This window comes from Ferrovibrio terrae, assembly GCF_007197755.1.
GTDB classification, from domain to species: domain Bacteria; phylum Pseudomonadota; class Alphaproteobacteria; order Ferrovibrionales; family Ferrovibrionaceae; genus Ferrovibrio; species Ferrovibrio terrae.
Genome location: NZ_CP041636.1, coordinates 1,548,159 through 1,571,412 on the forward strand (window position 1 = coordinate 1,548,159; position 23,254 = coordinate 1,571,412).

The 23,254-nt window shown below is 64.0% G+C and carries 24 protein-coding genes; 9 read left to right on the forward strand and 15 right to left on the reverse strand.

Annotation, left to right across the window (positions count from 1 at the left end):
- Nucleotide 1 precedes the first annotated feature (1 nt).
- From FNB15_RS07545 to FNB15_RS07585, 9 genes are all read right to left on the reverse strand, one after another.
- Nucleotides 2-844 carry an ABC transporter permease gene (locus tag FNB15_RS07545; protein ID WP_144068116.1) on the reverse strand — a complete coding sequence of 281 codons (843 nt, stop codon included), beginning with the start codon at nucleotides 842-844 and terminating at the stop codon, nucleotides 2-4.
- A complete protein-coding gene (locus tag FNB15_RS07550; protein WP_144068117.1) occupies nucleotides 841-1,734 on the reverse strand; it encodes an ABC transporter permease in 894 nt (297 codons plus the stop codon). Before FNB15_RS07550 ends, FNB15_RS07545 begins: the two co-directional genes overlap by 4 nt.
- Nucleotides 1,734-2,816, reverse strand: a complete 1,083-nt coding sequence (locus tag FNB15_RS07555; protein ID WP_144068118.1) for an ABC transporter ATP-binding protein — start codon at nucleotides 2,814-2,816, stop codon at nucleotides 1,734-1,736. Before FNB15_RS07555 ends, FNB15_RS07550 begins: the two co-directional genes overlap by 1 nt.
- Nucleotides 2,817-2,847: 31 nt before the next feature.
- On the reverse strand, nucleotides 2,848-4,038 hold the full coding sequence (locus FNB15_RS07560; RefSeq protein WP_144068119.1) for an ABC transporter substrate-binding protein: 1,191 nt from the start codon (nucleotides 4,036-4,038) through the stop codon (nucleotides 2,848-2,850).
- 63 nt (nucleotides 4,039-4,101) lie between these two features.
- Entirely contained in the window at nucleotides 4,102-4,821 is a 720-nt protein-coding gene (locus tag FNB15_RS07565; RefSeq protein WP_185973759.1) for a GntR family transcriptional regulator, read from the reverse strand.
- Nucleotides 4,818-5,945 (reverse strand): aldose epimerase family protein, encoded by a 1,128-nt coding sequence (locus FNB15_RS07570; RefSeq protein ID WP_144068121.1) that lies wholly within the window; start codon nucleotides 5,943-5,945, stop codon nucleotides 4,818-4,820. The genes FNB15_RS07565 and FNB15_RS07570 overlap by 4 nt, the downstream gene beginning before the upstream one ends.
- 111 nt (nucleotides 5,946-6,056) lie before the next feature.
- Entirely contained in the window at nucleotides 6,057-7,262 is a 1,206-nt protein-coding gene (locus FNB15_RS07575) for a BaiN/RdsA family NAD(P)/FAD-dependent oxidoreductase (RefSeq protein ID WP_144068122.1), read from the reverse strand.
- Between the two features lie 40 nt (nucleotides 7,263-7,302).
- Entirely contained in the window at nucleotides 7,303-8,136 is an 834-nt protein-coding gene (locus FNB15_RS07580) for a universal stress protein (protein WP_144068123.1), read from the reverse strand.
- Nucleotides 8,137-8,221: 85 nt separating this feature from the next.
- Nucleotides 8,222-8,959 carry a Crp/Fnr family transcriptional regulator gene (locus FNB15_RS07585; RefSeq protein ID WP_221932762.1) on the reverse strand — a complete coding sequence of 246 codons (738 nt, stop codon included), beginning with the start codon at nucleotides 8,957-8,959 and terminating at the stop codon, nucleotides 8,222-8,224.
- A gap of 231 nt (nucleotides 8,960-9,190) precedes the next feature.
- Here FNB15_RS07585 and dinB point away from each other — a divergent pair, with 231 nt between their 5' ends.
- From dinB to FNB15_RS07605, 4 genes are all read left to right on the forward strand, one after another.
- Entirely contained in the window at nucleotides 9,191-10,339 is a 1,149-nt protein-coding gene (gene dinB, locus FNB15_RS07590) for a DNA polymerase IV (protein ID WP_144068124.1), read from the forward strand.
- 144 nt (nucleotides 10,340-10,483) lie between these two features.
- Entirely contained in the window at nucleotides 10,484-10,834 is a 351-nt protein-coding gene (locus tag FNB15_RS07595) for a nucleoside 2-deoxyribosyltransferase (RefSeq protein WP_246068854.1), read from the forward strand.
- Nucleotides 10,835-10,918: 84 nt separating this feature from the next.
- Complete coding sequence (locus FNB15_RS07600) at nucleotides 10,919-11,851, forward strand: dihydrodipicolinate synthase family protein (RefSeq protein WP_144068125.1); 933 nt, start codon at nucleotides 10,919-10,921, stop codon at nucleotides 11,849-11,851.
- A 361-nt stretch (nucleotides 11,852-12,212) separates the two neighbouring features.
- A complete protein-coding gene (locus tag FNB15_RS07605; RefSeq protein WP_144068126.1) occupies nucleotides 12,213-12,890 on the forward strand; it encodes an ImuA family protein in 678 nt (225 codons plus the stop codon).
- Between the two features lie 6 nt (nucleotides 12,891-12,896).
- On the opposite strand, the gene FNB15_RS07610 is transcribed toward FNB15_RS07605, so the two are convergent.
- Nucleotides 12,897-13,802, reverse strand: a complete 906-nt coding sequence (locus FNB15_RS07610; protein WP_144068127.1) for a LysR family transcriptional regulator — start codon at nucleotides 13,800-13,802, stop codon at nucleotides 12,897-12,899.
- Nucleotides 13,803-13,910: 108 nt separating this feature from the next.
- Between FNB15_RS07610 and FNB15_RS07615 the strand changes: the two genes are divergently transcribed.
- On the forward strand, nucleotides 13,911-16,049 hold the full coding sequence (locus tag FNB15_RS07615) for a malate synthase G (protein ID WP_144068128.1): 2,139 nt from the start codon (nucleotides 13,911-13,913) through the stop codon (nucleotides 16,047-16,049).
- 5 nt (nucleotides 16,050-16,054) lie between these two features.
- On the opposite strand, the gene FNB15_RS07620 is transcribed toward FNB15_RS07615, so the two are convergent.
- The 5 genes from FNB15_RS07620 to fabA form a co-directional block, all read right to left on the reverse strand.
- A complete protein-coding gene (locus tag FNB15_RS07620) occupies nucleotides 16,055-16,513 on the reverse strand; it encodes a MaoC family dehydratase (protein ID WP_144068129.1) in 459 nt (152 codons plus the stop codon).
- An 86-nt stretch (nucleotides 16,514-16,599) separates the two neighbouring features.
- Nucleotides 16,600-17,229 carry a glutathione S-transferase family protein gene (locus FNB15_RS07625; RefSeq protein WP_144068130.1) on the reverse strand — a complete coding sequence of 210 codons (630 nt, stop codon included), beginning with the start codon at nucleotides 17,227-17,229 and terminating at the stop codon, nucleotides 16,600-16,602.
- Nucleotides 17,230-17,310: 81 nt separating this feature from the next.
- The gene (locus FNB15_RS07630) at nucleotides 17,311-18,126 is read right to left on the reverse strand and encodes an enoyl-ACP reductase FabI (protein WP_221932763.1); all 816 of its coding nucleotides are present in this window, start codon (nucleotides 18,124-18,126) and stop codon (nucleotides 17,311-17,313) included.
- A gap of 45 nt (nucleotides 18,127-18,171) precedes the next feature.
- Nucleotides 18,172-19,407, reverse strand: coding sequence for a beta-ketoacyl-ACP synthase I (gene fabB / locus FNB15_RS07635; RefSeq protein WP_144068131.1), 1,236 nt, complete (start codon nucleotides 19,405-19,407; stop codon nucleotides 18,172-18,174).
- 89 nt (nucleotides 19,408-19,496) lie between these two features.
- A complete protein-coding gene (gene fabA / locus FNB15_RS07640; protein WP_246068818.1) occupies nucleotides 19,497-20,036 on the reverse strand; it encodes a bifunctional 3-hydroxydecanoyl-ACP dehydratase/trans-2-decenoyl-ACP isomerase in 540 nt (179 codons plus the stop codon).
- A 353-nt stretch (nucleotides 20,037-20,389) separates the two neighbouring features.
- Between fabA and irrA the strand changes: the two genes are divergently transcribed.
- From irrA to FNB15_RS07660, 4 genes are all read left to right on the forward strand, one after another.
- Nucleotides 20,390-20,809 (forward strand): iron response transcriptional regulator IrrA, encoded by a 420-nt coding sequence (gene irrA, locus FNB15_RS07645; RefSeq protein WP_144068132.1) that lies wholly within the window; start codon nucleotides 20,390-20,392, stop codon nucleotides 20,807-20,809.
- Between the two features lie 37 nt (nucleotides 20,810-20,846).
- Nucleotides 20,847-21,131 carry an ATP-binding protein gene (locus tag FNB15_RS07650; RefSeq protein WP_185973760.1) on the forward strand — a complete coding sequence of 95 codons (285 nt, stop codon included), beginning with the start codon at nucleotides 20,847-20,849 and terminating at the stop codon, nucleotides 21,129-21,131.
- A gap of 218 nt (nucleotides 21,132-21,349) precedes the next feature.
- Entirely contained in the window at nucleotides 21,350-21,769 is a 420-nt protein-coding gene (locus FNB15_RS07655; RefSeq protein WP_144068134.1) for a rubrerythrin family protein, read from the forward strand.
- Nucleotides 21,770-21,867: 98 nt separating this feature from the next.
- A complete protein-coding gene (locus FNB15_RS07660; protein ID WP_144068135.1) occupies nucleotides 21,868-23,232 on the forward strand; it encodes a heterodisulfide reductase-related iron-sulfur binding cluster in 1,365 nt (454 codons plus the stop codon).
- Nucleotides 23,233-23,254 lie beyond the last annotated feature (22 nt).

Sequence of the window (23,254 nt, forward strand, 5' to 3'; positions counted from 1 at the left end):
CTCAGCTCTTTTTCACCCGCGTGACCAGCTGGGTCGGATTGACGAAGCGCAGCGCGATCAGCAGCCAGATCATCGTCGTGGCCATATAGATCACCGCCATGGCGTCGATGGATTGCGGCGCGCGCACGCCGGCGGCATAGACGGCGTAATACAGCGCCACCACCAGCGTCTGGCTGCTCGGTCCCGCGGTGAAGAAGGTCAGTTCGAACATCGCGATGGTGCGCACCAGCACCATCAGCAGCGCCGCAAGAATGCCCGGCGCCAGCAGCGGCACCAGCACATGCACGAACATCTGCCGCGAATTGGCGCCAAAGACGCGGGCGGCGGCTTCCACGCGCGGATCGATCTGTTCGATGAAGGGAATCATCACCAGCACGACGAAGGGCACGGTCGGCACCAGATTGGCCAGCACCACGCCGAAGATAGATCCGCCGACGCCGAACTGGTACAGCACGGTGGCGAGCGGAATGCCGAAGGTCAGTGGCGGCACCAGCAGCGGCAGCAGGATCAGCAGCATCACCAGCCGTTTGCCGGGAAACTCGCGGCGCGCCAGCGCATAGGCGCCCAGCACGCCAAGAATGCCCGACAACAGCACGACCGCGCCGACGACCTGGAAAGTGACGATCAGCACGTCGTCGAGCTGGAATTCTGCCCAGGCCGAGAAATACCATTTGGTGGTGAAGCCGGACGGCAGCCAGGTGTTGAACCAGCGCGTGCCAAACGAATTCACCAGCACGCTGGCGATCATGGCCAGCAGATTGAGCACGAAGAAGCCGACCAGCACCCAGATGGCGGTATTCCAGGCGCGCAGGGCGAGGGGATGGCGGTCCAGAGCAAGCCTCATCCCTTGGCACCTCCCATCGGGCCGCGATAGAGCAGGCCGCGTGCCGACAGCAGGCCGGCCACGATCAGCAGCTGAACGCCGGCCATGATCATCGCGATGGTCGAGGCCAGGGAATAATCGTAAGCCTCGTAGGCGGCGGTGTAGGCGGCAATCGAGATCACGCGCGTCGAGCCCGCCGGCGAGCCCAGCAGAACGGCGGTGGGAAACACCGAGAAAGCCTGCACAAAGGACAGGCAGAAATTGACCGTCAGTCCCTGCGCCAGCAGCGGCAGCAGGATATGGCGGAAGCGGGCCCAGGGCCGCGCGCCCAGCGTAGACGCCGCCTGCTCTAGCGCCGGGTCGATGCCAGTGACGTAAGACAGCGTCAGCAGGAAGGTGAAGGGGAAGATCGCGATCAGCAGGCCGAGGAAGGCGCCCCAGTAATTGTGTACCAGCTGCAGCGGACCGCCGATCAGGCCGATGGTGATCAGCGTGCGGTTCAGCCAGCCCTGGGGGCCGAGATAGTTGAGCAGGCCTTCGGCGATCAGCACAGTGCCCAGCGTGATGGGCAGCACGAGAATCGTGGTCAGCAGACGCTGGTTGCGCATATGCCGCACGCGCAGCGCAATCGGGATCGACAGGAAGACACAGAGCAGAGTGACGGGCACGGCCAGTCGCAGCGTCTTGCCGATGGTGTCGTACAGGAACGGGTCGGTGAAGAAGGCCCGGTAATTGGCATACCAGACGGCGTTGTCTTTCGGCTCGATCGACAGCACCAGGCCGTAGAAGAAGGGATAGACGAACAGCGCCAGTACGAACAGCACGGCCGGCAGGGCCAGCAGCGTGACATTGTCGACGCCCATCGCGGCCAGCTGCAGACGCAGCGGCGGTTTTTCCGGCACCGCTGCCATTACGATTTCACCGGCGGCGCTTCATCCGGATAGATCAGCACGCGGACCTGATCGGCGCCCAGCATCAGCTCTTCGTTGGCCTCTACTTTTCTGTCAGAGCGGAAGAACAGTTCCTGGCCGCCGGCAGTCGCGGCAATGCCATAAAAATCGCGACCGCGATACTCAGCCGACACCACGCGGGCGCGGATCGGGCCGTGGCTGCGCGGCGTCAGGTCGTCGGGACGGATCGCCACCACGGCAACATCGCCAGGTATGGTCTTGCCCAGCAACGACCCCTGCAGCGGCGCGGTCTCGATACTTACCTCGGCCACGCCATTGGCGACGGCGGTCACCGGCAGGCGCAGCAGGTTGCGATAGCCCATGAATTCGGCGACATCGGCATGGCTCGGCCGGGCATAGAGCTCATCCGGACGGCCGATCTGGCGCACCTGGCCGTCGCGCATCACCACGATACGGTCGGCCAGCGACAGCGCCTCATCCTGGTCATGCGTCACATAGATGGTGGTCGAGCCGACCAGGTTATGGATGCGGCGGATTTCGGCGCGCATCTCCAGCCGCAGCTTGGCGTCGAGATTCGACAGCGGCTCGTCCATCAGCACCAGCGGCGGCTCGATCACGATGGCGCGGGCAATCGCCACGCGCTGCTGCTGGCCGCCCGACATCTGGCCGGGCAGCTTGTGTCTCTGTTCGTCGAGACGGACGAGCGCCATGGCTTTCGCCACGCGCTCGTCGATCTCCGCTTTAGGCCGGCCCTGCATGCGCAGGCCGAAACCGACATTCTTCTCAGCGGTCATATGCGGGAACAGCGCATAATTCTGGAACACCATGCCAAAGCCGCGTTCCTCGGGCTTCAGCTGGTCGATCCTGCGTTCGTCCAGCCAGATGCTGCCGCCGGTCAGCGGCAGCAGTCCGGCAAGGCAGTTCAGTGCGGTCGACTTGCCGCAGCCCGACGGGCCGAGCAGGGCGATGAATTCTCCGCGCGACGCCTCCAGTGACACGTCACGCAACGCATTATGCTGGCCGAAGCTGCGGCTCACGCGATCGAGCCGCAGCTTCCGGAAATCATGCGACATACCGGCCATCAGATGATGTCTCTTCCCTCGTAACTCACGATCACTTGGTCTTGGCGGCGCCGACTTCCTGGTCCCAACGCGCGAAGGCATAGACCAGCTGGTCGGGCAGCAGCGGAATTTCCTGCGGCCGTTCGGCGATCAGCTTGGCGTATTCGGGGCGGCCGTATTCCTCGATCACCTTCTGGCTCTCCGGCGGCGCCATCGACAGCGGCACGTCCTTCACTGCCGGGCCCGGATAGAAATAGCCCTCGTCATAGGTGGTGGCCTGCGCCGGCTTGCTCAGCAGATAGGCCAGCAGGTCGACGATCACCGCCTGCTTCTCGGCGGACACGCCCTTGGGGATGCAGAGATAATGCGCATCGAGAATCCAGTGGAAACCATCGAGTGCGGCCACCTTGGCTTCCTTTGGCACCACGCCCAACGCACGCGGGTTGATGTCCCAGCCCATCTGCGTCGGCACCATGTCGCGTGAACCATCGCCCAGCGCCTTGAACACCGGGCCGGTACCCGACGGGTAATACTCGATGTACTGGCCGAGCTCCTTCAGATACGCCCAGGTCTTGTCCCAGCCGTTCTTCGGATCCTTCGGGTCCTTGTCGCCCAGCAGATACGGCAGGCCCATCATGAACACGCGGCCCGGACCGGAATTGGCCGGACGGGCATACATGAAGCGGTTCGGATTGGCCTTGGCATAAGCCAGCAGCTCGGCGGCAGTCTTCGGCACCGTCTTCACGCGGTCAGGCATGTATTCCAGCAGCGGACCGGCCTGGCAGAACACGACGCAGACACCCTGGTTCGACGCCAGTGCCTGCATCTGCTTGGCGCCCGAGAGATAAATGTCATCCAGCTTCGGGATCTTGTCGGAGAAGTCAGGCAGCATAGGCTGCCACAGCTTCTGCTCCACGCCGGCCGACAGTGCATCGATGCCGGTCAGCACGATGTCGATATCGACGCGGTTGGCGGCTTGTTGTGCCTTGATTTTCCCGGGCAGTTCGGGCGACGGCGCCTTGGTGAAGGTGACGCGCGAGACCAGCTTCGGATTGTTGTTGCGATAGGTCTCGATCGCTTTCTGGGTCAGCGCCAGGTTGCCGGCGACATCCACCACATTCAGCACCACCGGCGATTTCGGCAGGGCAGGTGTGGCGGCCAGCAGATCGGGTGCAAGGCCGGCGGCGGCGAGGCCGACGGCACTGCCGAGCAGGCCACGGCGGGTGAACTGGAATTCACTCATTGTTTTTCCTCCCAAGGATTGTGACCAGTGGAACGTTACATATGCGGACAGAAACTCCTGGACTCAGCGCCGTGCGCCGCTGCGGCTGCGCTGCGGCGGCGTGACGTCGGATTCGGTGGCGAAATAGCTTTCATTCTCGGCGACCAGCACCTGTACCGACTGGAACACGCCGCGCAGATGCGTGCGCAGGGCTTCCACGGCACCGGGCGCGTCGCGGTTCAGCACGCGGTCGATGATCGCCTGGTGTTCGGTCAGCACGGCGTTGCGCTTCAGCGGCCGCCGCACGGTGAGGTGGCGCACGCGGTCCATCTGCGCCTTGGCGCTCTGCACCTGGCGCCAGACCTGGGCATGGCCGGCAATCGCCATCAGCGTGGCATGCATCTCCTCGTCGGCATCGAAGAAACGGTCGTTGTCTTCCACCTTGTGGAAGGCACTCTGGCGATCCAGCACGGCGCGCAGCTGGCGAGACTGCTCGGCATCGATTTTCTCCGCTGCCAGCGAAATCGCCGAGCATTCCAGAGACTCGCGCACGAACTGCGCATCATAAACGTCGGTCAGGCGGATCGGCGATACGAAGGAGCCATGCTGCGGATAGATGTCGACCAGGCCTTCTTCGGCCAGCTTCAGCAGCGCTTCGCGGATCGGCGTACGCGACACGCCGAACCGCGCGGTCAGCTCCTGCTCCGACAGCGGCGACCGCGGCGCCAGCTGCGCCGTGACGATCTCCTGCCGCAGCTGGTCATGCACCTGCATCGCGGCGGTCTGGGCGCGAATGTGGCTCATGCGCCGGTCCTGTCGGTGGGGGCCCTGTCGATGCCAAAGCGATAGACGATGCGGCCGGTATAGCGCTGGCCCGGTCGCAGCAGCGTGCTGGGGAAATGCGGATGGTTGGGCGAATCCGGGAAATGCTGCGGCTCCAGGCATAGGCCATCGCGGCGTCCGTAGAGCCTGCCGCTCTTGCCGCGATCGCGCGGCACGGCGCCCGACAGCCTGTTGCCGGAATAAAACTGCAGGCCCGGGGCGGTGGTCAGGATGTCCATCACCCGGCCGCTCTGGGGATCGGCTAGTCGCGCCACGGCTGCCACAGCCTCGTTGCGCGGGCGCAGCACATAGTTGATGTCATAGCCATCGGCCTGCACCAGTTGCGTGTCATCTTCATCTATCCGTGTGCCCACGCCCATCGGCACCGTGAAGTCGAAGGCCGTGCCGCGCACCGGGCGGATTTCGCCGGTTGGCAGCATGGTGCCATCCACCGGCGTGATCGCATCGGCATGAATGGTCAGGCGATGATCGAGGATGTCGCCATCATCGCCGCGCAGGTTGAAAAAGACATGGCTGGTGAAGTTCACCACCGTCGAACGGTCGCTCTGCGCGCTGTAGCTGATCACCAGCTCGTTCGCCGCGCTGACATGGTATTCGACCTCGGAGTCGAGGTTGCCGGGATAGCCTTCCTCGCCATCGGCATAGCGATAGCGCAGACGCAGGGTGGCACCATCGACCTGCTCGGCGTCGAACACGCGAAACCGGCTGCCTTTGGTGCCGCCATGCAGGTGATGCGGGCCGTCATTGCGGCTCAGCGGGTAGCGCTGCCCATCGAGGCAGAACTGCCCGGCGGCAATGCGATTGGCATAGCGGCCGATGAAGGCGCCCATCGAGGGCTGCCCGGTTTGCGCGTCGCCTAAGCTGTCGTAGCCCAGCGCCACGTCGCCGAATCGACCATGCCGGTCGGGCACCAGGATCTGCATGATTTTCGCGCCCCAGTTGGTGGCGCGCACGGTCATGCCGGCGGCATTGGCGATGGTGAAGAGGTCGACCGGCTTGCCGTCGATATGGCCCTGCCAGCGTTCGCGCAGCAGCGGCTGCGGCGCGTCCGTGGCAGGCCTGTCGGCAACTCCGATCCGGCTCATGAATCCTCCCGAGGCAGGGTTATTCCCCGTCCGCTCCGAGCATTAGAATACTAATATACTAGCGTCAACCCATATCTGATGTATTCTATTAATATATTGATTTCATTACATTTAGTTCGAATTCAGCCAGTGAATCGCGCCATGCCCGGCGGCCAGACCAGTGGCAAAACAGGCTTGCAGCAGATAGCCCCCGGTCGGGGCTTCCCAGTCCAGCATTTCGCCGGCGACGAAGATGCCCGGCCGCTTGTGCAGCATCAGGCCGTCATCCAGTTCCGTCAGCGCGATGCCGCCGGCGGTCGAGATCGCGCGCGCCAGACCAAAAGGCGCAGTCAGCCGCAGCGGGATGGCTTTCACCAGCGCTGACAGCTTCACGCTGTCCGCGCCGCTATGCAGCGCCTCCTGCATCAGGCCGATGCTAACCGGCGGCAGGTTGGCGCTTTTGCGCAGGAAGTTGCTCAGCGTCGCGCCGCGTCGCGGGCCATCCACCTTTTCCGACAGTTCGTCCAGCGTCATGTCGGGCCGCAGATCGATGAACACCTTCGCCTCGCCGGCGCGCGCAATCGCCTCGCGCAGTTTCGCCGACAGTGCATAGATCGCGCCGCCTTCAATGCCTTCCGAGGTGATCACCGCTTCACCGCGTAAAACCTCGCCGTTGAATTTCAGCGCGATGCGTTTCAACGGCGCGCCGGCATGCTGCTTGCGGAAAATCTCGGACCAGCCGACGCGAAAGCCGCAATTGGCGGGCCTCAGCGGCACGATGTCGATGCCGGGCAGCAAAGCCGTCCAGCCGCCATCGGCGCCGAGACGCGGCCAGGAGGCGCCGCCCAGTGCCAGCACGGTCGCATCAGCCCTGAACGTGTTGCCATTGGCAAATGTCAGCGCGCCATCGGCGTCCCAGCCGTGCCAGTCGCTGCGCAGCGACACACGCACGCCGAGGCCATCGAGGCGATTGAGCCAGGCGCGCAGCAGCGGGCTGGCCTTCATCGCTTTCGGAAATACGCGGCCGCTGCTGCCGACAAAGGTTTCCTGTCCCAGCGCGGCGCACCAGTCCACCAGCGCAGAGGGCGGAAAGGCCTTAAGATGCGGCGCGAGCCAGTCGGCGGCATCGCCATAGCGCGCGCAAAACGTCCCCGGCGGTTCGGAATGCGTGATGTTCAGCCCGCCGCGTCCGGCCATCAGCAGCTTGCGAGCGACGCTCGGCATGCGCTCGAAGACATGCACGCGCAGACCGGCCCGCGCCATCGTTTCGGCAGCGATAAGCCCGGCTGGGCCGCCGCCAATCACGGCAACCTGCTTGCTGGAAAGCGTGCTGTTCATCCCCGGTGTTATGGACCGGGGCGCGGCCTATCGCCAGTCTTTAGCGCGACATGAGAACAGGTACCGGTGGTGCCTGCAGCAGACTGTGCGTGGCGCCGCCGAAGACCAGTTCGCGCAGGCGCGAATGGCCATAGGCGCCCATCACGATCAGGTCAGCCTGCATGGCGCGGGCCTGATCCAGGATCGCTGCGCCGGCCGAGATGTCGGGCGTCAGCACCGGCATCACCGTCACCTTCACACCATGACGGGCCAGATGGGTGGCAAGGTCGAAGCCCGGGTTGTGTGCCGGTTCTTCCGGATCGGGATTGGCGCGCATCACGGTAACGGCCTTGGCCCGCTGCAACAGCGGCAATGCGTCATGCACCGCCCGCGTGGCTTCCGCCGAGGGTTTCCACGCCACCAGCACATGCCGGCCGATTGCCGCACCCTTATAGTCCTTCGGCACGATCAGCACCGGGCGGCCCGCCGCCATGACGATGCTGCCGGCGGCCGGACCGGCGGGCGCGTCAAGATCGGTCAGGGGCGTATCCTGCGACAGAACGATCAGGTCGGCGTAGCGGCTCTGGTCGACCAGTGCATCGTCGATCACGCCGTCCAACTTGCGCCATTCGATGCTCAGGCCGTGGCGCTGTTCGGCGGCCAGAACGACGTTGCGCGCCGCGTCGGCCTGGGCCTGGCGCTGCTGCATCTGCCATTCGATCAGGTCTACGCTCACGCCGGTGCCGAGCAGGTCGACCGGTATGAAGGGCGGGATACCGACATGCAGGGCGACGAGATGCGCGTCCTGCGCCTTGGCCAGCAAGACGGCGGCATCGAGCCGCGCGGCGGCGGCCGGCGCAGCATCGGCATAGACCAGGATATCCTTGTAGGCCATCGTGCTCTCCTTCGTGGCAGGCAGCCAGTAAGGCGCAGTGCGGCCGGTCAGGCCTTGATCGAAGTCAATTCGCAGCGAAGAAGAGTCAGGCGGCTTCCGACAGCCGGCGCAGCCGGTCGATCTGCCGGATCTGCACGCGATCGGGCGCGGGCAGGCCGATCACGTCGAGTTTGCGCAGCCTGGTGAAACAGCGGCTGACGGTTTCGATGGTGAGGCCGAGATAGTCACCCATCTCCGCGCGCGTCATCGGCAGCAGCACCGGATTGTCGGGCATGCCGCGCGCCTTCATGCGGGACGCCTGCAACAGCAGGAAGGAGGCGATGCGCTCCATCGCGGTCTTGCGGCCGAGCAGCAGGATCTGCTCCTGCGCGGCGGCGATCTCATTCTCCGCCACCGCCAGCAGGCGCTGTTCCAGGCAGGGCATGTCGGCCAGCAGCCGGCGGAAGGTGGCGCGCGGGAAGCGGCAGAGATGCGCCTCGGCCAGGGCTTCGGCGCTCACGGTATAGTCGGCCCTGGTGCTGGCGCCGAGAAAGTCGCCGGCACCCAGGAAGCCGGCGATCTGGCGGCGGCCATCGGGCATCGACTTGGCGACCGACATGCTGCCGCTGGTGATGTTGAAGACATGCTCGGCGCTGTCGCCTTCGCTGAACAGCATCTGGCCGGGCTGCAGGGTCACAGTGGTGACATGAGAAGCCATCTTCGCCTGGTCGTCGGGCGTCAGCGACGCGCAGATCGTCAGGCTGCGTGCCGTGCAGGTGCTGCAGGGACTGGGCGCGGCATTCTGACGCGGCAAGGCATGACGCAAGGCAATGATCTGAGCCATCACAAGTCTTTCTGCCGAAGCCGTTGGCAGCAGGGGCGAGATTCAAAGGAAAATCGCTTACCTGCGGCCCGCATCCGGCACCTAAATCATCCTCCCGCCGGTGCCCGCTTGCGATAGGTAAAATTGTCGCATCGCTACGGACATCGACGAACAGGAAGCGGCAGCAGTCGTAATGGTATCGAGTCACGACTGATGACCCGTCTCCGTAAAGCGGTTATCCATGGCGGCAGGATGACCGACGACGCTGACCAGGGCCCGCCTGAAACCACCGCCATACCGGCCGCGGAAGCGGCGCGCGTGCGCAAGATCATCCATGTCGATATGGATGCCTTCTACGCCTCGGTCGAGCAGCGCGACCATCCGGAGCTGCGCGGCAAGCCGGTGGCGGTCGGTGGCTCGGCAGCGCGCGGCGTGGTGGCGGCGGCCAGCTACGAGGCGCGCAAATTCGGCGTGCGCTCGGCGATGCCCTCGGTGACGGCGAAGCGCAAATGCCCGGAGCTGATCTTCGTGCGGCATCGTTTCGATGTGTATCGCCAGGTGTCGCAGCAGATCCGCGATATTTTCGCCGAATACACGCCGCTGATCGAACCGCTGTCGCTTGATGAAGCCTATCTCGATGTCACCGAGAATCTGAAGGGCATCGAATCCGCTACGCAGATCGCCGAAGAAATCCGCGCGAAGATCAAGGCCGTAACGCAGCTCACCGCCTCGGCCGGTGTGTCCTACAACAAATTCCTCGCCAAGCTGGCCTCGGACCAGAACAAGCCCGACGGACTGTTCGTGATCACACCGAAGATGGGCGCGGCTTTCGTGGCGGATCTTCCGGTCGGGCGCTTCCATGGCATCGGGCCGGCGACCTCGGCCAAGATGAACCGGCTCGGCATCGAGACCGGCCGTGACCTGCGGGCACAAACCCTGCCATTCCTGCAGCAGGCGTTCGGCAAGTCTGGCACGTATTACTACTGGATTTCGCGCGGCATCGATCATCGCCAGGTGCGCCCGGATCGCATCCGAAAATCGGTCGGCGCCGAGAACACGTTTTCCGAAGACCTGTTCAACAGCGGCATGGCCGAGATCGAGCTGCAGCCGATCATCGCCAAGGTCTGGCGCTACTGCGAAAAGTCCGGCATCCGCGGCCGCACTGTCACATTAAAAGTGAAATTCTCCGACTTCCAGATCATCACCCGCAGCCGCACCCTGCCGCAGCCGGTGGCCTCGGAAGCAGAGATAGCACAGGTGGTCGAAACCCTGATGCAGCCGCTCTTCCCGGTGCTGAAAGGCATCCGTCTGCTCGGCGTCACGCTGTCGTCGCTCGGCGAAGACGAGAATGAGGCAGCGGATTCTGTTGCCGAAACACCGCAGCTGCGGCTGACATTATAGGATCACCATGGCGCGCAAACTCTATCTCGCCGGCCCGGATGTCTTTGCTCCCGATGCGGCGGCGCGTTTCGATGCGATGCGCGAGGCCTGCAGCAAAGCGGTTTCGCGCCGCTCACGCCGGTCGACACTGCGCTGCCTGAACATCTGCAGGGCAGGGCGCTGGCCGCCTTCATCAAGCAGGCCAATGTCGGGCTGATCCGGCGCTGCGATGCGGTGGTGGCGAATGTCTCGCCGTTCCGTGGCCCCAACATGGATCCGGGCACCGCCTGGGAGATCGGTTTCGCCGAGGCGCTGGGCAAGCCGGTGCTGCTGTGGAGCGAGACGCCGGTGCTGCTGGCCGAGCGTACGCCAGGGAATGGCAATACCGATCCGGACGGCTGGATGGTGGAGAATTTCGGCCTGGCCGAGAATCTGATGATCGCGGTCAACCCGCAGGATGTCGCGCCCGATTTCACCACCGCGCTGCAGCGGGCCGCTGCAGCTTTGGCTGGCTAGGTCGCTTTCCCGTTTGCTTCGCAGCTCCCCGGTGGCAGACTGAGTCCACGCGGTCGCAAAAGCCGCAAGCAAAGGGAGAACAGCATGCGTCTCGATCACACTGCCGCCGGCGTCTTTCCGATTGCCCCCACCGCTTTCCATGCGGACGGCCGCATCGACGAGGCCTCGACCGACAGGCTGATCGAGGCCTATCTGGCGGCGGGTTCGACCGGCGTCACCGTGCTCGGCATCATGGGCGAGGCGCCCAAGCTGGAACCCGAAGAGTCGCTCGGCATCGCCACGCGCTTCATCAAGGGCATGAAAAACCTGCCGGTGATCGTTGGCGTCTCGGCGCCGGGTTTTGCCGCGATGCGTTCGCTGGCGCGCGCCAGCATGGATCGCGGTGCGGCCGGCGTGATGATCGCGCCGGTACCGTCTCTGCGCACCGACGACCAGATCACCGGCTATTACCGCCAGGCGATCGAGGCGATCGGCGACGACATTCCCTTCGTCATCCAGGATTATCCGCTCACTTTGAGCGTGCAGATGACGCCGAAGGTGATCCGCCAGATCGTGCAGGACCATCCCTCCTGCGTGATGCTGAAACACGAGGACTGGCCGGGGCTGGAAAAGATCACGGCTTTGCGTGGCTTCCAGGCCGAAGGCGCGATGCGCGAGATTTCCATTCTCACCGGCAACGGTGGCCTGTTCCTCGATTTCGAGATGGAGCGCGGCGCTGATGGCGCGATGACCGGCTATGCCTTCCCGGAAATGCTGGTCGATGTCGTGCGCTTTCAGAAGGAAGGCAAACGCGATGCCGCGCATGATCTGTTCGACGCGCATCTGCCGCTGCTGCGCTACGAGCAGCAGCAGGGCGTCGGGCTGGCCGTGCGCAAATACACGCTGATGAAACGCGGTATTCTCGCGAGTGACGCGCAGCGCAAGCCGGGTGCGGGTCTGAGCGCCAAGGCGAAGGCCGAGGTCGATTACCTGCTGGCCCGTCTGGCGCGCACCGACCGGCGGGCACTGGCAGCGTAAGCAAGCGCCCGTTGCGGCCTGTTTCGTCCCGTTCGGGAGCCAGTCAAGACCAGTTCCGTGACGCCTAAACCCCTGGCATTCTGTGCCAAGGCATTGATTTCCCGATCCACGATGTCCAAGAGCGGCGGTAAACAGCCCTTCGCCCCAGTCTGTACGCATATCCCGATAAGCGGACGGGCAGCCTCATAGTTAGGAATATTAGCATATATCTCAATGGACATCAAGAGAATATCTCCTGGATTGACCCGTAATTCTCTGGAAATCCGGGAATAATGCGAAAGTCCAAATTAGGAATACGAACATATGGCGTACTATAGGGATCGGAAGTAGAACATACGGGTCATCCCAAAGGAGCCCGTCGATGTCGCGTTTTGCCCCGCTTCCCGCCGTCCAGCCCCGTTCAGCGTCCTATATCGCACCCTCTTCGCGGCGCGGCCTCGCCGCGTTGCGCCGCTCCTTTGGCCTTGGCTCCTCGGCGCTGACCTTCGGCATTCCGCAGATCGACGCGCTCACCGACGGCTTCGCCCGTGGCGCGCTGCACGAGATCATCGGCGAGCAGGCCGCGGTCAGCGGTTTCCTCGCAGCATTACTCGGTCGTGACCGCCGCCGTGCGCAGATTCTCTGGGTCACGGCCGGCGGCAGCCTGCATGCGCCGACGCTGGGCCAGCTCGGCCTCGATCATCGCCGCCTGACGGTGGTCAGCACGCCGCGCGTGTCCGACCGCTGCGCGGCAGCCGAGCAGGCGATGAGTCCGCTCGGTTATGGCGCCGTGGTGGCCGAAATCGAATATGCCGACAGCGAGATCGCGCAGCGCCTGCAGGATGCAGCATCGCGTCACAGCGCCATTGCTTTTCTGGTCCGTCAGGATCGCCCGCAGCCGTCGCTGGCCGCTACGCGCTGGTCGGTGCAGTCAGCCTCGAGCGACGGCTTCCGTCCCTGCTGGCAGGTCACGCTCGAAGCATTCGACGGCAGCGCCGTGCATGGCGCGTGGCTGGTGGAGTGGGATCACAGCACCGGCAGTTTCCGCCTCGTCGCATAAGCGGCGCTAGACTTTCAATGCCCGGTCCCAGCTGGGCGCATCGCCATAGATCGCCCGCAGGTGATCGACGAAGGCGCGCACGCCGGCAGTGACGAAGTTGGTCACCGGATGCACGGCGAAGATATTCACATCGGCCGCGCCCGGGTGATCGGGCAGCACGACCTGCAGCACGCCGCTGCGCAGTTCGTTGCCGACATCCCAGGTCGAGCGTAGTGCAATGCCAAGGCCGGCAATTGCCAGTTCGCGCACCACTTCGCTTGAATTGGTGCGCACAGCGCTTTCGCCCGGCACAGTCACGATCTGACCACCCTTGCCCTGCAGCCGCCAGGGCAACTGCCTTTCGGCGGCCAGCAGGCGATGCCGGCGCAGGTCCTGCACGCGCGCTGGCGCGCCATGCTGTTTCAGATAGGCCGGGCTGGCGCAGAGCAGGCGGCGGTTCGGCGCCAGGCGATGACCGGTCAGGCCGGCCTCGACGCCCGGTGCGATGCGGATCGCAAGGTCGATGCGTTCGCCCAGCAGGTCGACATAGCCATCGGATAAATCCAGTTCGATCTCCAGCCGTGGCCAGCGGTCGAGAAAGGCTTTCAGGTGCGGCGCCACATGCAGGCGGCCGAACGACGTCGGGGCGGTCAGCCTCAGGCGGCCGGTCGGTTCGCCGGCCGCGCCGGTCACCAGGCTTTCGGCTTCGCGCGAGGCCGCGAGAATCTCGCTGACGCGCTCGTAAAACCGCTGCCCCGCTTCGGTGGTGGCCAGCTTGCGCGTGGTCCGGTGCAGCAGTCGCGCACCCAGCCGCTCTTCCAGCGCCGCGATCCGCTTCGAGACCATCGCCGGCGACAGGTTCAGGCTGCGCCCGGCGGCGGCCAGGCTGCCGGTCTCGATCACCCGGGCATAAAGCTCGTATTCGCGGTCCATAAGACTGTTTCCCACAGAGAACGACTGCATTCAATTCTTTTCATCTACAGAATGAATGCCCGGTGGGTTAGAGTGCCGCCTGTTTCAGAAAACGCTTCAGGGAATGACATGACCAAGATCGTCGATCGCGCCGGCCTCAAGGTGGCCGAAGAGCTTGCCGTTTTCATCGAGCAGAAGGCCCTGCCGGGCACCGGCCTCGAGGCCGCGAAATTCTGGACCGGCGTGGCGTCGATCTTCGCAAAATTCGCCCCCGAGAACCGCGTGCTGCTGAAAAAGCGCGATGACCTGCAGGCCAAGATCGATGCCTGGCATGCTGCGCGCAAAGGCCAGCCGCAGGATGCCGCCGCCTACCAGGCTTTCCTGAAGGAGATCGGCTATCTGGTGGCCGAGCCGGCGCCGTTCAAAATCGATAGCATGAATGTGGATGACGAACTGGCGCGCATGGCCGGGCCGCAGCTGGTGGTGCCGGTGCTGAATGCGCGCTTCCTGCTCAATGCCGCCAATGCGCGCTGGGGCAGCCTGTACGATGCCTATTACGGCACCGACGCCATCCCGCACGAGGCCAACGAGAAGAAGGGTTACGATCCGGCGCGTGGCGCCAGGGTGATCGCGAAAGCCAAGACCTTCCTTGACGCTGCCGTGCCTCTCAGCAGCGGCAGCCATACGGACGTGAAAGGCTGGAGCATCACGGATGGCGCACTGTCGCCGGCATTGAAAGACGCTGGTGCGTTCGTCGGCTATCGTGGCGATGCCGCCGCGCCATCAGCGGTGCTGCTGAAGCATAACGGCCTGCATATCGAACTCGTCATCGACCGCGCGCATCCGATTGGAAAAGACGATGCCGCCGGCCTGGCCGATGTGATCCTGGAATCCGCGCTCACCACCATTGTCGATCTGGAAGATTCGGTTGCCGCGGTGGATGCCGAAGACAAGGTCGAGGCCTATGCCAACTGGCTCGGCCTGATGAAGGGCGACCTCGAAGCCACCTTCGACAAGGGCGGCAAGACGATGACGCGCGCCCTGGAACCTGACCGCGACTATACCTCAGCCAAGGGCGGCAAGCTGACGCTGGCCGGCCGTTCGGTGTTGCTGGTGCGCAATGTCGGTCATCTGATGACCAATCCGGCCATCCAGCTGACCGACGGTCATGAAGCGCCGGAAGGCATCCTGGATGCGATCGTCACCAGCCTGATCGCGATGCACGACCTGCAGAAGAAGGGCCGCTTCACCAACAGCCGCGCCGGCTCGGTCTATATCGTCAAGCCGAAGATGCACGGGCCGGAGGAGGCCGGCTTCACCAACCGCCTGTTCGATGCGGTGGAAGACCTGCTCGGTCTCGCGCGTCACACCATCAAGGTCGGCGTGATGGACGAGGAGCGCCGCACCTCGGCCAATCTCGCCGCCTGTATCGAAGCCGTGCAGCATCGCATCATCTTCATCAATACCGGTTTCCTCGACCGCACCGGCGACGAGATGCACACCTCGATGCAGGCCGGCCCTATGGTGCGCAAGGCCGACATGAAGGCGTCGAGCTGGATCAAGGCCTACGAAGAGCGCAACGTCGCCATCGGTCTCGCCTGCGGCCTGTCAGGTAAGGCGCAGATCGGCAAGGGCATGTGGGCGGCGCCCGACCGCATGGCCGACATGCTGGAGCAGAAGGTCGGCCATCCGAAAACCGGCGCCAACACCGCCTGGGTGCCGAGCCCGACGGCCGCGACGCTGCATGCCACGCATTATCATGCTGTCGACGTATTCGGCCGGCAGGCCGAGGTGGCGAAGCAGCCGCTGCCGCCGCTCGACGCACTGCTCAGCATTCCGCTCAGCATCGGGCAGAATTTCTCCGAACAGGATGTGAAGGACGAGCTCGACAACAACGCGCAGGGCATTCTCGGTTATGTCGTGCGCTGGGTCGATCAGGGTGTTGGCTGTTCCAAGGTGCCCGATATCCACGATATCGGCCTGATGGAAGATCGCGCCACCTTGCGCATCTCGTCGCAGCATATGGCCAACTGGCTGCTGCACGGCATCTGCACGAAGGAACAGGCTGAAGCAGCCTTCCAGCGCATGGCCGCCAAGGTGGATGCGCAGAATGCGGGTGATCCGCTGTATCAGCCGATGGCGACCAATCCCGACAGCCTGGCCTATCAGGCGGCACGTGCGCTGGTGTTTGAAGGCATCGCGCAGCCGAACGGCTATACCGAGCCGCTGCTGCATGCCTTCCGCCAGAAGGTGAAGGCCGGAAAGTAAAGTGGTTACGGTGCCGCCTTGCGCGGCACCGGCATCTTCACGGTGAAGGACTGCACCAGCTCGTCCTTCTGGTTCTTCGTCTCGATGCGCATGGTGATCATGCCGCGGTCGGGCCGCGACTTCGACGGCGTGATGTCGAGCACTTCCGCTTCCACGCGCAGCACGTCGCCCGGCCGGGTCGGTCGCGGCCAGGCCAGTTCGCCGCTGGCGCCGATGATGCCGCCGGCAATCGGTATGCCGCCATCGGTCACCAGCTTCATGGTCATCGCCGCCGTATGCCAGCCGCTGGCGGCCAGGCCGCCGAACAGGGTCGGTTTCGCCGCCTCGTGATCGAGGTGGAAGGGCTGCGGATCGAATTCGGCGGCAAAGCTCTTGATGCGCTCTTCGGTCACCGTCACCGATGTCCTGCTGGCAAAGCGCTGGCCGATGCTGAGATCGTCCAGGTCATAAAGCGTGTCGGCCATGTCGAAACTCCGGGCTGGACCTCAGCTATATCCGATCCGCCGGCCGTGTGCCTCAGCGAAAGCCGTCGCTGTTCTAAAATGAAACCTCAGGCCGCCAGTTCCGCGGCGATGGCGCGCATCACGGCCGGGCGGTCGGCGACGCGGCGGCGATGTTCGGCCACGCGCGGCAGGCGGGCCGGGTCAACGCCATCGGCCTCCAGCCATTGCGCCAGGGTGAAGAGATAGGCGTCGCAGATCGTGTAAGACTCGCCCAGCACCCAGGGTCCGGCCAGCATATGCTGTTCGACCAGCGCGAAACCGTCATAGACGCTCTGCGGCACTTTCTTCTTCATTGCCTCGATCGCATGCGTGTCGTCCGCCTCGACCCAGCGATAGCCGCGCATGCGATGGGCATGCGCCACATGCAGGCTGGAACAGAGATAGCTATTGAAGGCCTGCGCCTGCGCGAAGGCAAACGGATCCTGCAGCGGCGCCAGCTTCGCCTGCGGATAGCTTTGCGCGATATAGGCCAGCATGGCCGGCGTTTCGGTCAGCACGCCGCGGTCGGTCACCAGCGCCGGCACGCGACCCTTGGGGTTGATCTTGAGATAGTCCGGCTTGCGCTGGTCGGCGCCGGCAAAGCTGATCCGCGTCAGCGTGTAATCCGCGCCGGCTTCTTCCAGCGCGATATGCGAGGCGAGCGCGCAGGTATGGGCGGCATAGAACAGGTTGAGCATGGCGTCCCCGCAGACAGGAAAAGGCCCGGGCAGCATAGCCGTCCGGGCCTTTGGTCTTAAGCGGAGAATTGTGCCGCTACATTATGCGTCGCTGCCGTTCAGGTCGGCCGGATTGGGAATGCCGATTGTGTGGAAGCCGCTGTCGACATGGATGATCTCGCCGGTGACGCCGGCGCCGAGATCGGACAGCAGGAACAGTGCGGCGCCGCCGACTTCCTCAAGCGAGGCATTGCGGCGCAGCGGGCTGTGCTGGGCGGTGAACTTGAAGGTGGCGCGGGCCGAGCCGATGGCCGAGCCGGCCAGTGTGCGCATCGGGCCGGGCGACACGGCATTGACGCGGATCTTCTGCGGACCCAGATCGACGGCGAGATACCGCACGCTCGCTTCGAGTGCAGCCTTGGCCACACCCATCACGTTGTAGTTCGGCATCACGCGCGTGCTGCCTTCATAGGTCAGCGTGATCAGCGAGCCGCCCTGCGCCATATAGGGCTGCGCCAGGCGCGCCACTTCGGTGAAGGAATAGCAGCTGATCAGCATCGAGCGGCTGAAGTTGCCGCGCGTGGTGTTGAGGTAGCGACCCTTCAGCTCTTCCTTGTCGGAATAGGCGATGGCATGCACCACGAAATCGATCTGGCCACCAAACGCCTTGGCCACCGTGTCGAAGGTGTTGCGCATCGAGGCTTCGTCCTCGACATCGCAGGGCACCACGGCTTTTGCATTCACGCTCTCGGCCAGCGGGCGGACGCGGCGTTCGAAGGCCTCGCCCTGGTAAGTGAAGGCCAGCTCGGCGCCATGCTGGTGCAGCATCGAGGCGATGCCCCATGCGATCGAGTGGTCGTTGGCAACTCCCATGATGAGGCCGCGCTTGCCGCTCATCAGTGCGCGCGTATCGGTCATGTCAAATCCGGCTTTATCGTTCTGTATGGGGCAGGGCAGGTGGGATCAGGCAGCGTAGCGCTGGAAGATCAGGGAGGCATTGGTGCCGCCGAAGCCGAAGGAATTCGACATCACGCGGTTGAGCGTCACGTTGTCACGACGGGTCCGCACGATATCGAAGCCTTCCGCGCCGGGATCGAGGTTCTCGATATTGGCGCTTGCTGCGATGAAGTTGTCGCGCATCATCAGGATCGAGTAGATCGATTCCTGCACGCCGGCGGCGCCGAGCGAATGGCCGGTCAGTGACTTTGTCGAGCTGATCGCCGGCACCTTGTCGCCGAACACTTCGCGGATCGCCTTCAGCTCGGTGATGTCGCCGGCCGGAGTAGATGTGCCATGCGTGTTGATATAGTCGATCGGCGCGTTGTGACCGTGGCCGCCGGCTTCACTCAGCGCCTGCTGCATGCAGCGCACGGCGCCTTCGCCCGAGGGGGCCACCATGTCGGCGCCGTCCGACGTCGCGCCATAGCCAACCAGTTCGGCATAGATCCTGGCGCCACGCGCCTTGGCATGTTCCAGTTCTTCCACCACGACGATGCCACCGCCGCCGGCAATGACAAAACCGTCGCGGTCCTTGTCATAGGCGCGGCTGGCGCGGTCAGGCGTGGCATTGTAGCTGCTGCTCATCGCCGGCATGGCGTCGAACAGGTTGCTTAAGGTCCAGTCCAGTTCCTCGCCGCCGCCAGCGAAGATGACGTCCTGCTTGCCGAGCTGGATCAGTTCGGCGGCGTTGCCGATGCAATGCGCCGAGGTCGAACAGGCCGACGAGATCGAGTAGTTCACGCCCTTGATCTTGAAGGCGGTGCTCAGCACGGCCGAGCAGGTGCTCGACATGGCGCGCGGCACGAAGAAGGGGCCGATCCGCTTCGGGCCGCCCTTTTCGCGGGTGATGTCGGCGGCCTGCACGATATTGCGCGTACTGGCGCCGCCCGAACCGACGATCAGTCCGGTGCGCGGATTGATGATGTCGCCGGCTTCAAGTCCGCTGTCGGCAATCGCCTGTTCCATGGCGAGATAGGCATAGGCCGCGCCATCGCCCATGAAGCGCTTCTGGCGGCGGTCGACTGCGGCTTCGAGGTCGATCTTCACCGTGCCATGCACCTGGCTGCGGAAACCGAGCTTGGCATATTCCTCGGAGAAGACGATACCGGAGCGTCCGGCTTTCAGGCTGTCCGCCACTTCCTCGGTATTGTTGCCGATGGAGGAGGTGATGCCGAGACCGGTGACGACGACACGACGCATGGGCGTGAGACTCCTTAAATGCGGGCCGGAACCTGTGTCCGGGCCGCAATCATAACGCTAGGACGTTACAGTTCGCTGCCGCGGATCACTCAGGCAGCAGCGGGGGCCAGGCCGTCGGGGAACACGCCAACGCGCATGTCCTTGCATTCATAGGCCGGCTTGCCATCGATAAACATCGTGCCATCGGCAATCGCGATACCGAACTTGCGCAGCAGCAGCTTCTTGATGTCGATCTTGTAGGTGATCTTCTGGGCCGTCGGCGTCACCATGTTGGAGAACTTCACTTCCCCGACGCTGAGCGCGCGGCCGCGGCCCGGCGCCTTGGTCCAGCCGAGGAAGAAGCCGATCAGCTGCCACATGCCATCCAGCCCCAGGCAGCCCGGCATGATCGGGTCGTTTTCGAAATGGCAGGGGAAGAACCAGAGGTTCGGCTTGATGTCGAGTTCGGCTTCGATCTCGCCCTTGCCGTACTTGCCGCCATCGGCGACGATTTTCACGATCCGGTCGATCATCAGCATCGGGGGCAGCGGCAGGCGGGCATTGCCCTCGCCGAACAGCTTGCCATGTGCGCAAGCCAGCAGATCCTCGTAGCTGTAACTGTTCTTCTGTTCCACGATCTTCTGTTCCACTGGCGTGAAATCCTCAAAACCCCGTTTTCGACGCCGGCACTGCCGCGTTTTTCAGCGGCCCTGCCGGTGCGGCATCGACATTTCCCCCTGCGCAGCCTGCGCGCCCGGCTGCGGGCCTGACGGTCGGAAACCGTTTAAGTAGCGGAACTGCCTTTGCCTTCCGGGACAATGTAGTGATCCGGGGCCCAGTCGCAACAGTTTCGTTGCATCTTGTTACAAAGACGCGAGCGGCCGCGCCCCCGGCCGATTGCCACCTGATCGGGCAGAGGCTCAAGTATTTGTGAATACAAGTAGAATCGGCCCAGATGACATTCCTGTGGCCCTCTTTCACGCTCTGCTATATATCGAAATCAATGGTAAAGACGATCGAACCCCGTTTCGAGGCTGCCGCCGAGCAGCTCCGGACAGCCGGGCTGCGCACGACGCGGCAGCGGCTGGTGCTGGCCGAAATCCTGTTCGGTCAGGGTCATCGTCATGTGACGGCCGAGAGCCTGTTCACCGAGGCCGCCGAGCGCGGCGCCCGGCTGTCGCTCGCGACCGTTTACAACTGCCTGCACCAGTTCACCGCCGCGGGCCTGCTGCGCATCGTGACGGTGGATGCGGGCCGCGCCTATTTCGACACGAATCTCTCGCCGCACCATCATTTCTATTACGAGCGCAGCGGCGAATTGCGCGACATCCCGGAGGCGGAAGTCGCCGTCTCGCGTCTGCCGGCCGCGCCGGCCGGGGCGAAGATCGCCCGCGTCGACGTCATCCTCCGCCTGGAAGACTGAGCAATCTTTAAAGCCGGTGCGCGGTCATATCTCTATCGTGGCAAAGGCGCCGCAGGAGAGTGGCCGGATCGTCATCGAGGTGCTCGACGATGGGCCGGGCGTGAAAGAGACGACGTTGGCCCGTCTGGGCAAGCCCTTCGTGCAGGACCGCGATTCCTGTACCTCGGATAATTCCGCCACCGGCCTGGGTCTCGCCATCGTGGTGGAGCTGGCCGCCGCCCATCGCGGCAGCGTCAGTTTCCGCAACCGCCTGGAGGGCGGCTTCTGCGCCGCGCTCGACCTGCCAGCCGCCGTCGCGGCCGCTTCCTCCCAGGCCGCATGACGTGCTATCTGCGAGCCATTCTCAGATTTAGAACTATTCCAAACAACCTTGACTGATCGTCGCGCGGGTTCATAATCCCCGCGTTCCGAATCTCTGTCCCGCTGCTCCCCCCGTCCTTAATCAGATACCGGGCAGTTGGGGGGGCAGGGCGGGACGATCCGTTGCGGGGCTCCCCATGGCCCGCGCAGCGGCAAGCGACAGCCAAGGAGGACCACACTATGGCCGCACTCAAAGGTACCAAGACCCACGGCAATCTGAAGGATGCCTTCGCCGGCGAGAGCCAGGCGAACCGCCGCTATCTCTACTTCGCCCAGAAGGCCGATGTGGAAGGCTACAACGACGTCGCTGCCGTGTTCCGCTCGACGGCGGAAGGCGAGACCGGCCATGCCCATGGCCATCTCGAATTCATGGCCGAAGTGGGCGATCCGGCCACCGATCTGCCGATCGGCCCGACCGCGTCGAACCTGAAGGCCGCCGTCGCCGGCGAGACCCACGAGTACACCGACATGTATCCCGGCATGGCGAAGACCGCCCGCGAGGAAGGCTTCGACGAGATCGCCGAATGGTTCGAGACGCTGGCCAAGGCTGAAAAGAGCCATGCCGGCCGTTTCCAGAAGGCCCTCGACACGCTGGGCTGAGTTCCCTGTACCGGTGACGTAAACGATCCGCGGGGCGCGTGCCCCACACGGCGCCCCGCGGATGACCAGCACGTTTAAGCACCCGTTAGGGGACGACCATGCGCGAAGGCAGCCTGGACGCGCCAACCCGGCATCCGCTGGATTGGAACAATCCTGATTTCTATGATCTGGAAAAGCTCGACGCCGAAATGCGGCGCGTGCTCGACATCTGTCACGGCTGCCGCCGCTGCTTCAATCTCTGCGACTCATTTCCGCGCCTGTTCGACCTGGTCGATGCTTCGCCGACCGGCGAGCTGGATGAAGTCGATTCCAAGGATTTCAAGCCGATCGTAGACGCCTGCACGCTCTGCGACCTGTGCTACATGACCAAGTGCCCCTATGTGCCGCCGCACGAGTTCAATCTCGATTTCCCGCATCTGATGCTGCGCTACCGCGCGGCCGAGCGGCATCACGGCCACAAGGACGCCATTGGCGACCAGCTCTCGCAGACCGATCGCAACGGCAAGCTGGCCGGACTGGTTGCGCCGATCGCCAACTGGGCCTCGGAGCGCGGCAACGCGCTGACGCGGCCGGTGATGGAAGCGGTGATGGATGTCCATCGCGACGCCGAGCTGCCGAAATTCAATTCAAAGACGCTGGTGGCGCGCGCCAAATCCGAGCCTTCCGCTGTGAACCGTGCAGCGCCCGCGTTCGGCAAGCGCAAGGCGGCGATCTATGCCACCTGCTTCGGCAACTACAACAATCCCGATATCGGCATCGCCGCCCAGAAGATCTTGGCGCATAACGGCGTCGAGCTGCGCGTGGAATATCCCGGCTGCTGCGGCATGCCGCGGCTGGAACAGGGCGATATCGCAGACGTGGCGAAAAAGGCGCGAGTGGTGGCGGAAGCCTTCTCGCCGCTGATCGACCAGGGCTATGACATCGTGGCGCTGGTGCCGAGCTGCGCGCTGATGCTGAAATTCGAATGGCCGCTGATTTTGCCGAATGATCCGCTGGTGAAGAAGCTGGCGCAGGCGACCTTCGATATCTCGGAATACATCGTCGACATCGCGAAGAAAGACGGCCTCGCGCCAGGGCTGAAACCGCTCGAAGGCGGCGTCACGCTGCATCTCGCCTGCCATGCCCGCGCGCAGAATATGGGCGCGAAAGCCACCGAGATGATGAAGCTGATTCCTGACATGAAGCAGGGCGAAAGCCTTGCCGTGATCGAACGCTGCGCCGGCCATGGCGGCAGCTGGGGCGTGCGGAAAGAGTTCTTCGAGGTCGGCATGAAGGTCGGCAAGCCGGTCATGCGCGCCGCCGTGAAGGAAAACAAGGCGCATATCGCGTCCGAATGTCCGCTGGCCGGACTCCATATCCGCCAGGGCATGGAACGTGAGGGCAAGGATAAAGACGGCTTTGTCCTGCCGCCCAAGGCCGAGCATCCGGTCGAGCTGTTCGCCAAGGCTTACGGATTGCTGTAAAGCATTTCCGGTGACGGAGGGG

Coding starts and splice junctions, on each gene's coding strand:
- FNB15_RS07575 (WP_144068122.1), bottom strand. CDS start 7,262: ATGAACAGCACGCTTTCCAGCAAGCAGGTTGCCGTGATTGGCGGCGGC.
- FNB15_RS07545 (WP_144068116.1), bottom strand. CDS start 844: ATGAGGCTTGCTCTGGACCGCCATCCCCTCGCCCTGCGCGCCTGGAAT.
- FNB15_RS07660 (WP_144068135.1), top strand. CDS start 21,868: ATGCGCGAAGGCAGCCTGGACGCGCCAACCCGGCATCCGCTGGATTGG.
- FNB15_RS07600 (WP_144068125.1), top strand. CDS start 10,919: ATGCGTCTCGATCACACTGCCGCCGGCGTCTTTCCGATTGCCCCCACC.
- dinB (WP_144068124.1), top strand. CDS start 9,191: ATGACCGACGACGCTGACCAGGGCCCGCCTGAAACCACCGCCATACCG.
- FNB15_RS07550 (WP_144068117.1), bottom strand. CDS start 1,734: ATGGCAGCGGTGCCGGAAAAACCGCCGCTGCGTCTGCAGCTGGCCGCG.
- FNB15_RS07620 (WP_144068129.1), bottom strand. CDS start 16,513: ATGGCCGACACGCTTTATGACCTGGACGATCTCAGCATCGGCCAGCGC.
- FNB15_RS07555 (WP_144068118.1), bottom strand. CDS start 2,816: ATGGCCGGTATGTCGCATGATTTCCGGAAGCTGCGGCTCGATCGCGTG.
- FNB15_RS07585 (WP_221932762.1), bottom strand. CDS start 8,959: ATGGCTCAGATCATTGCCTTGCGTCATGCCTTGCCGCGTCAGAATGCC.
- FNB15_RS07610 (WP_144068127.1), bottom strand. CDS start 13,802: ATGGACCGCGAATACGAGCTTTATGCCCGGGTGATCGAGACCGGCAGC.
- FNB15_RS07625 (WP_144068130.1), bottom strand. CDS start 17,229: ATGCTCAACCTGTTCTATGCCGCCCATACCTGCGCGCTCGCCTCGCAT.
- irrA (WP_144068132.1), top strand. CDS start 20,390: ATGGTAAAGACGATCGAACCCCGTTTCGAGGCTGCCGCCGAGCAGCTC.
- FNB15_RS07605 (WP_144068126.1), top strand. CDS start 12,213: ATGTCGCGTTTTGCCCCGCTTCCCGCCGTCCAGCCCCGTTCAGCGTCC.
- FNB15_RS07565 (WP_185973759.1), bottom strand. CDS start 4,821: ATGAGCCACATTCGCGCCCAGACCGCCGCGATGCAGGTGCATGACCAG.
- FNB15_RS07560 (WP_144068119.1), bottom strand. CDS start 4,038: ATGAGTGAATTCCAGTTCACCCGCCGTGGCCTGCTCGGCAGTGCCGTC.
- FNB15_RS07615 (WP_144068128.1), top strand. CDS start 13,911: ATGACCAAGATCGTCGATCGCGCCGGCCTCAAGGTGGCCGAAGAGCTT.
- FNB15_RS07580 (WP_144068123.1), bottom strand. CDS start 8,136: ATGGCCTACAAGGATATCCTGGTCTATGCCGATGCTGCGCCGGCCGCC.
- FNB15_RS07570 (WP_144068121.1), bottom strand. CDS start 5,945: ATGAGCCGGATCGGAGTTGCCGACAGGCCTGCCACGGACGCGCCGCAG.
- fabB (WP_144068131.1), bottom strand. CDS start 19,407: ATGCGTCGTGTCGTCGTCACCGGTCTCGGCATCACCTCCTCCATCGGC.
- FNB15_RS07630 (WP_221932763.1), bottom strand. CDS start 18,126: ATGACCGATACGCGCGCACTGATGAGCGGCAAGCGCGGCCTCATCATG.
- FNB15_RS07655 (WP_144068134.1), top strand. CDS start 21,350: ATGGCCGCACTCAAAGGTACCAAGACCCACGGCAATCTGAAGGATGCC.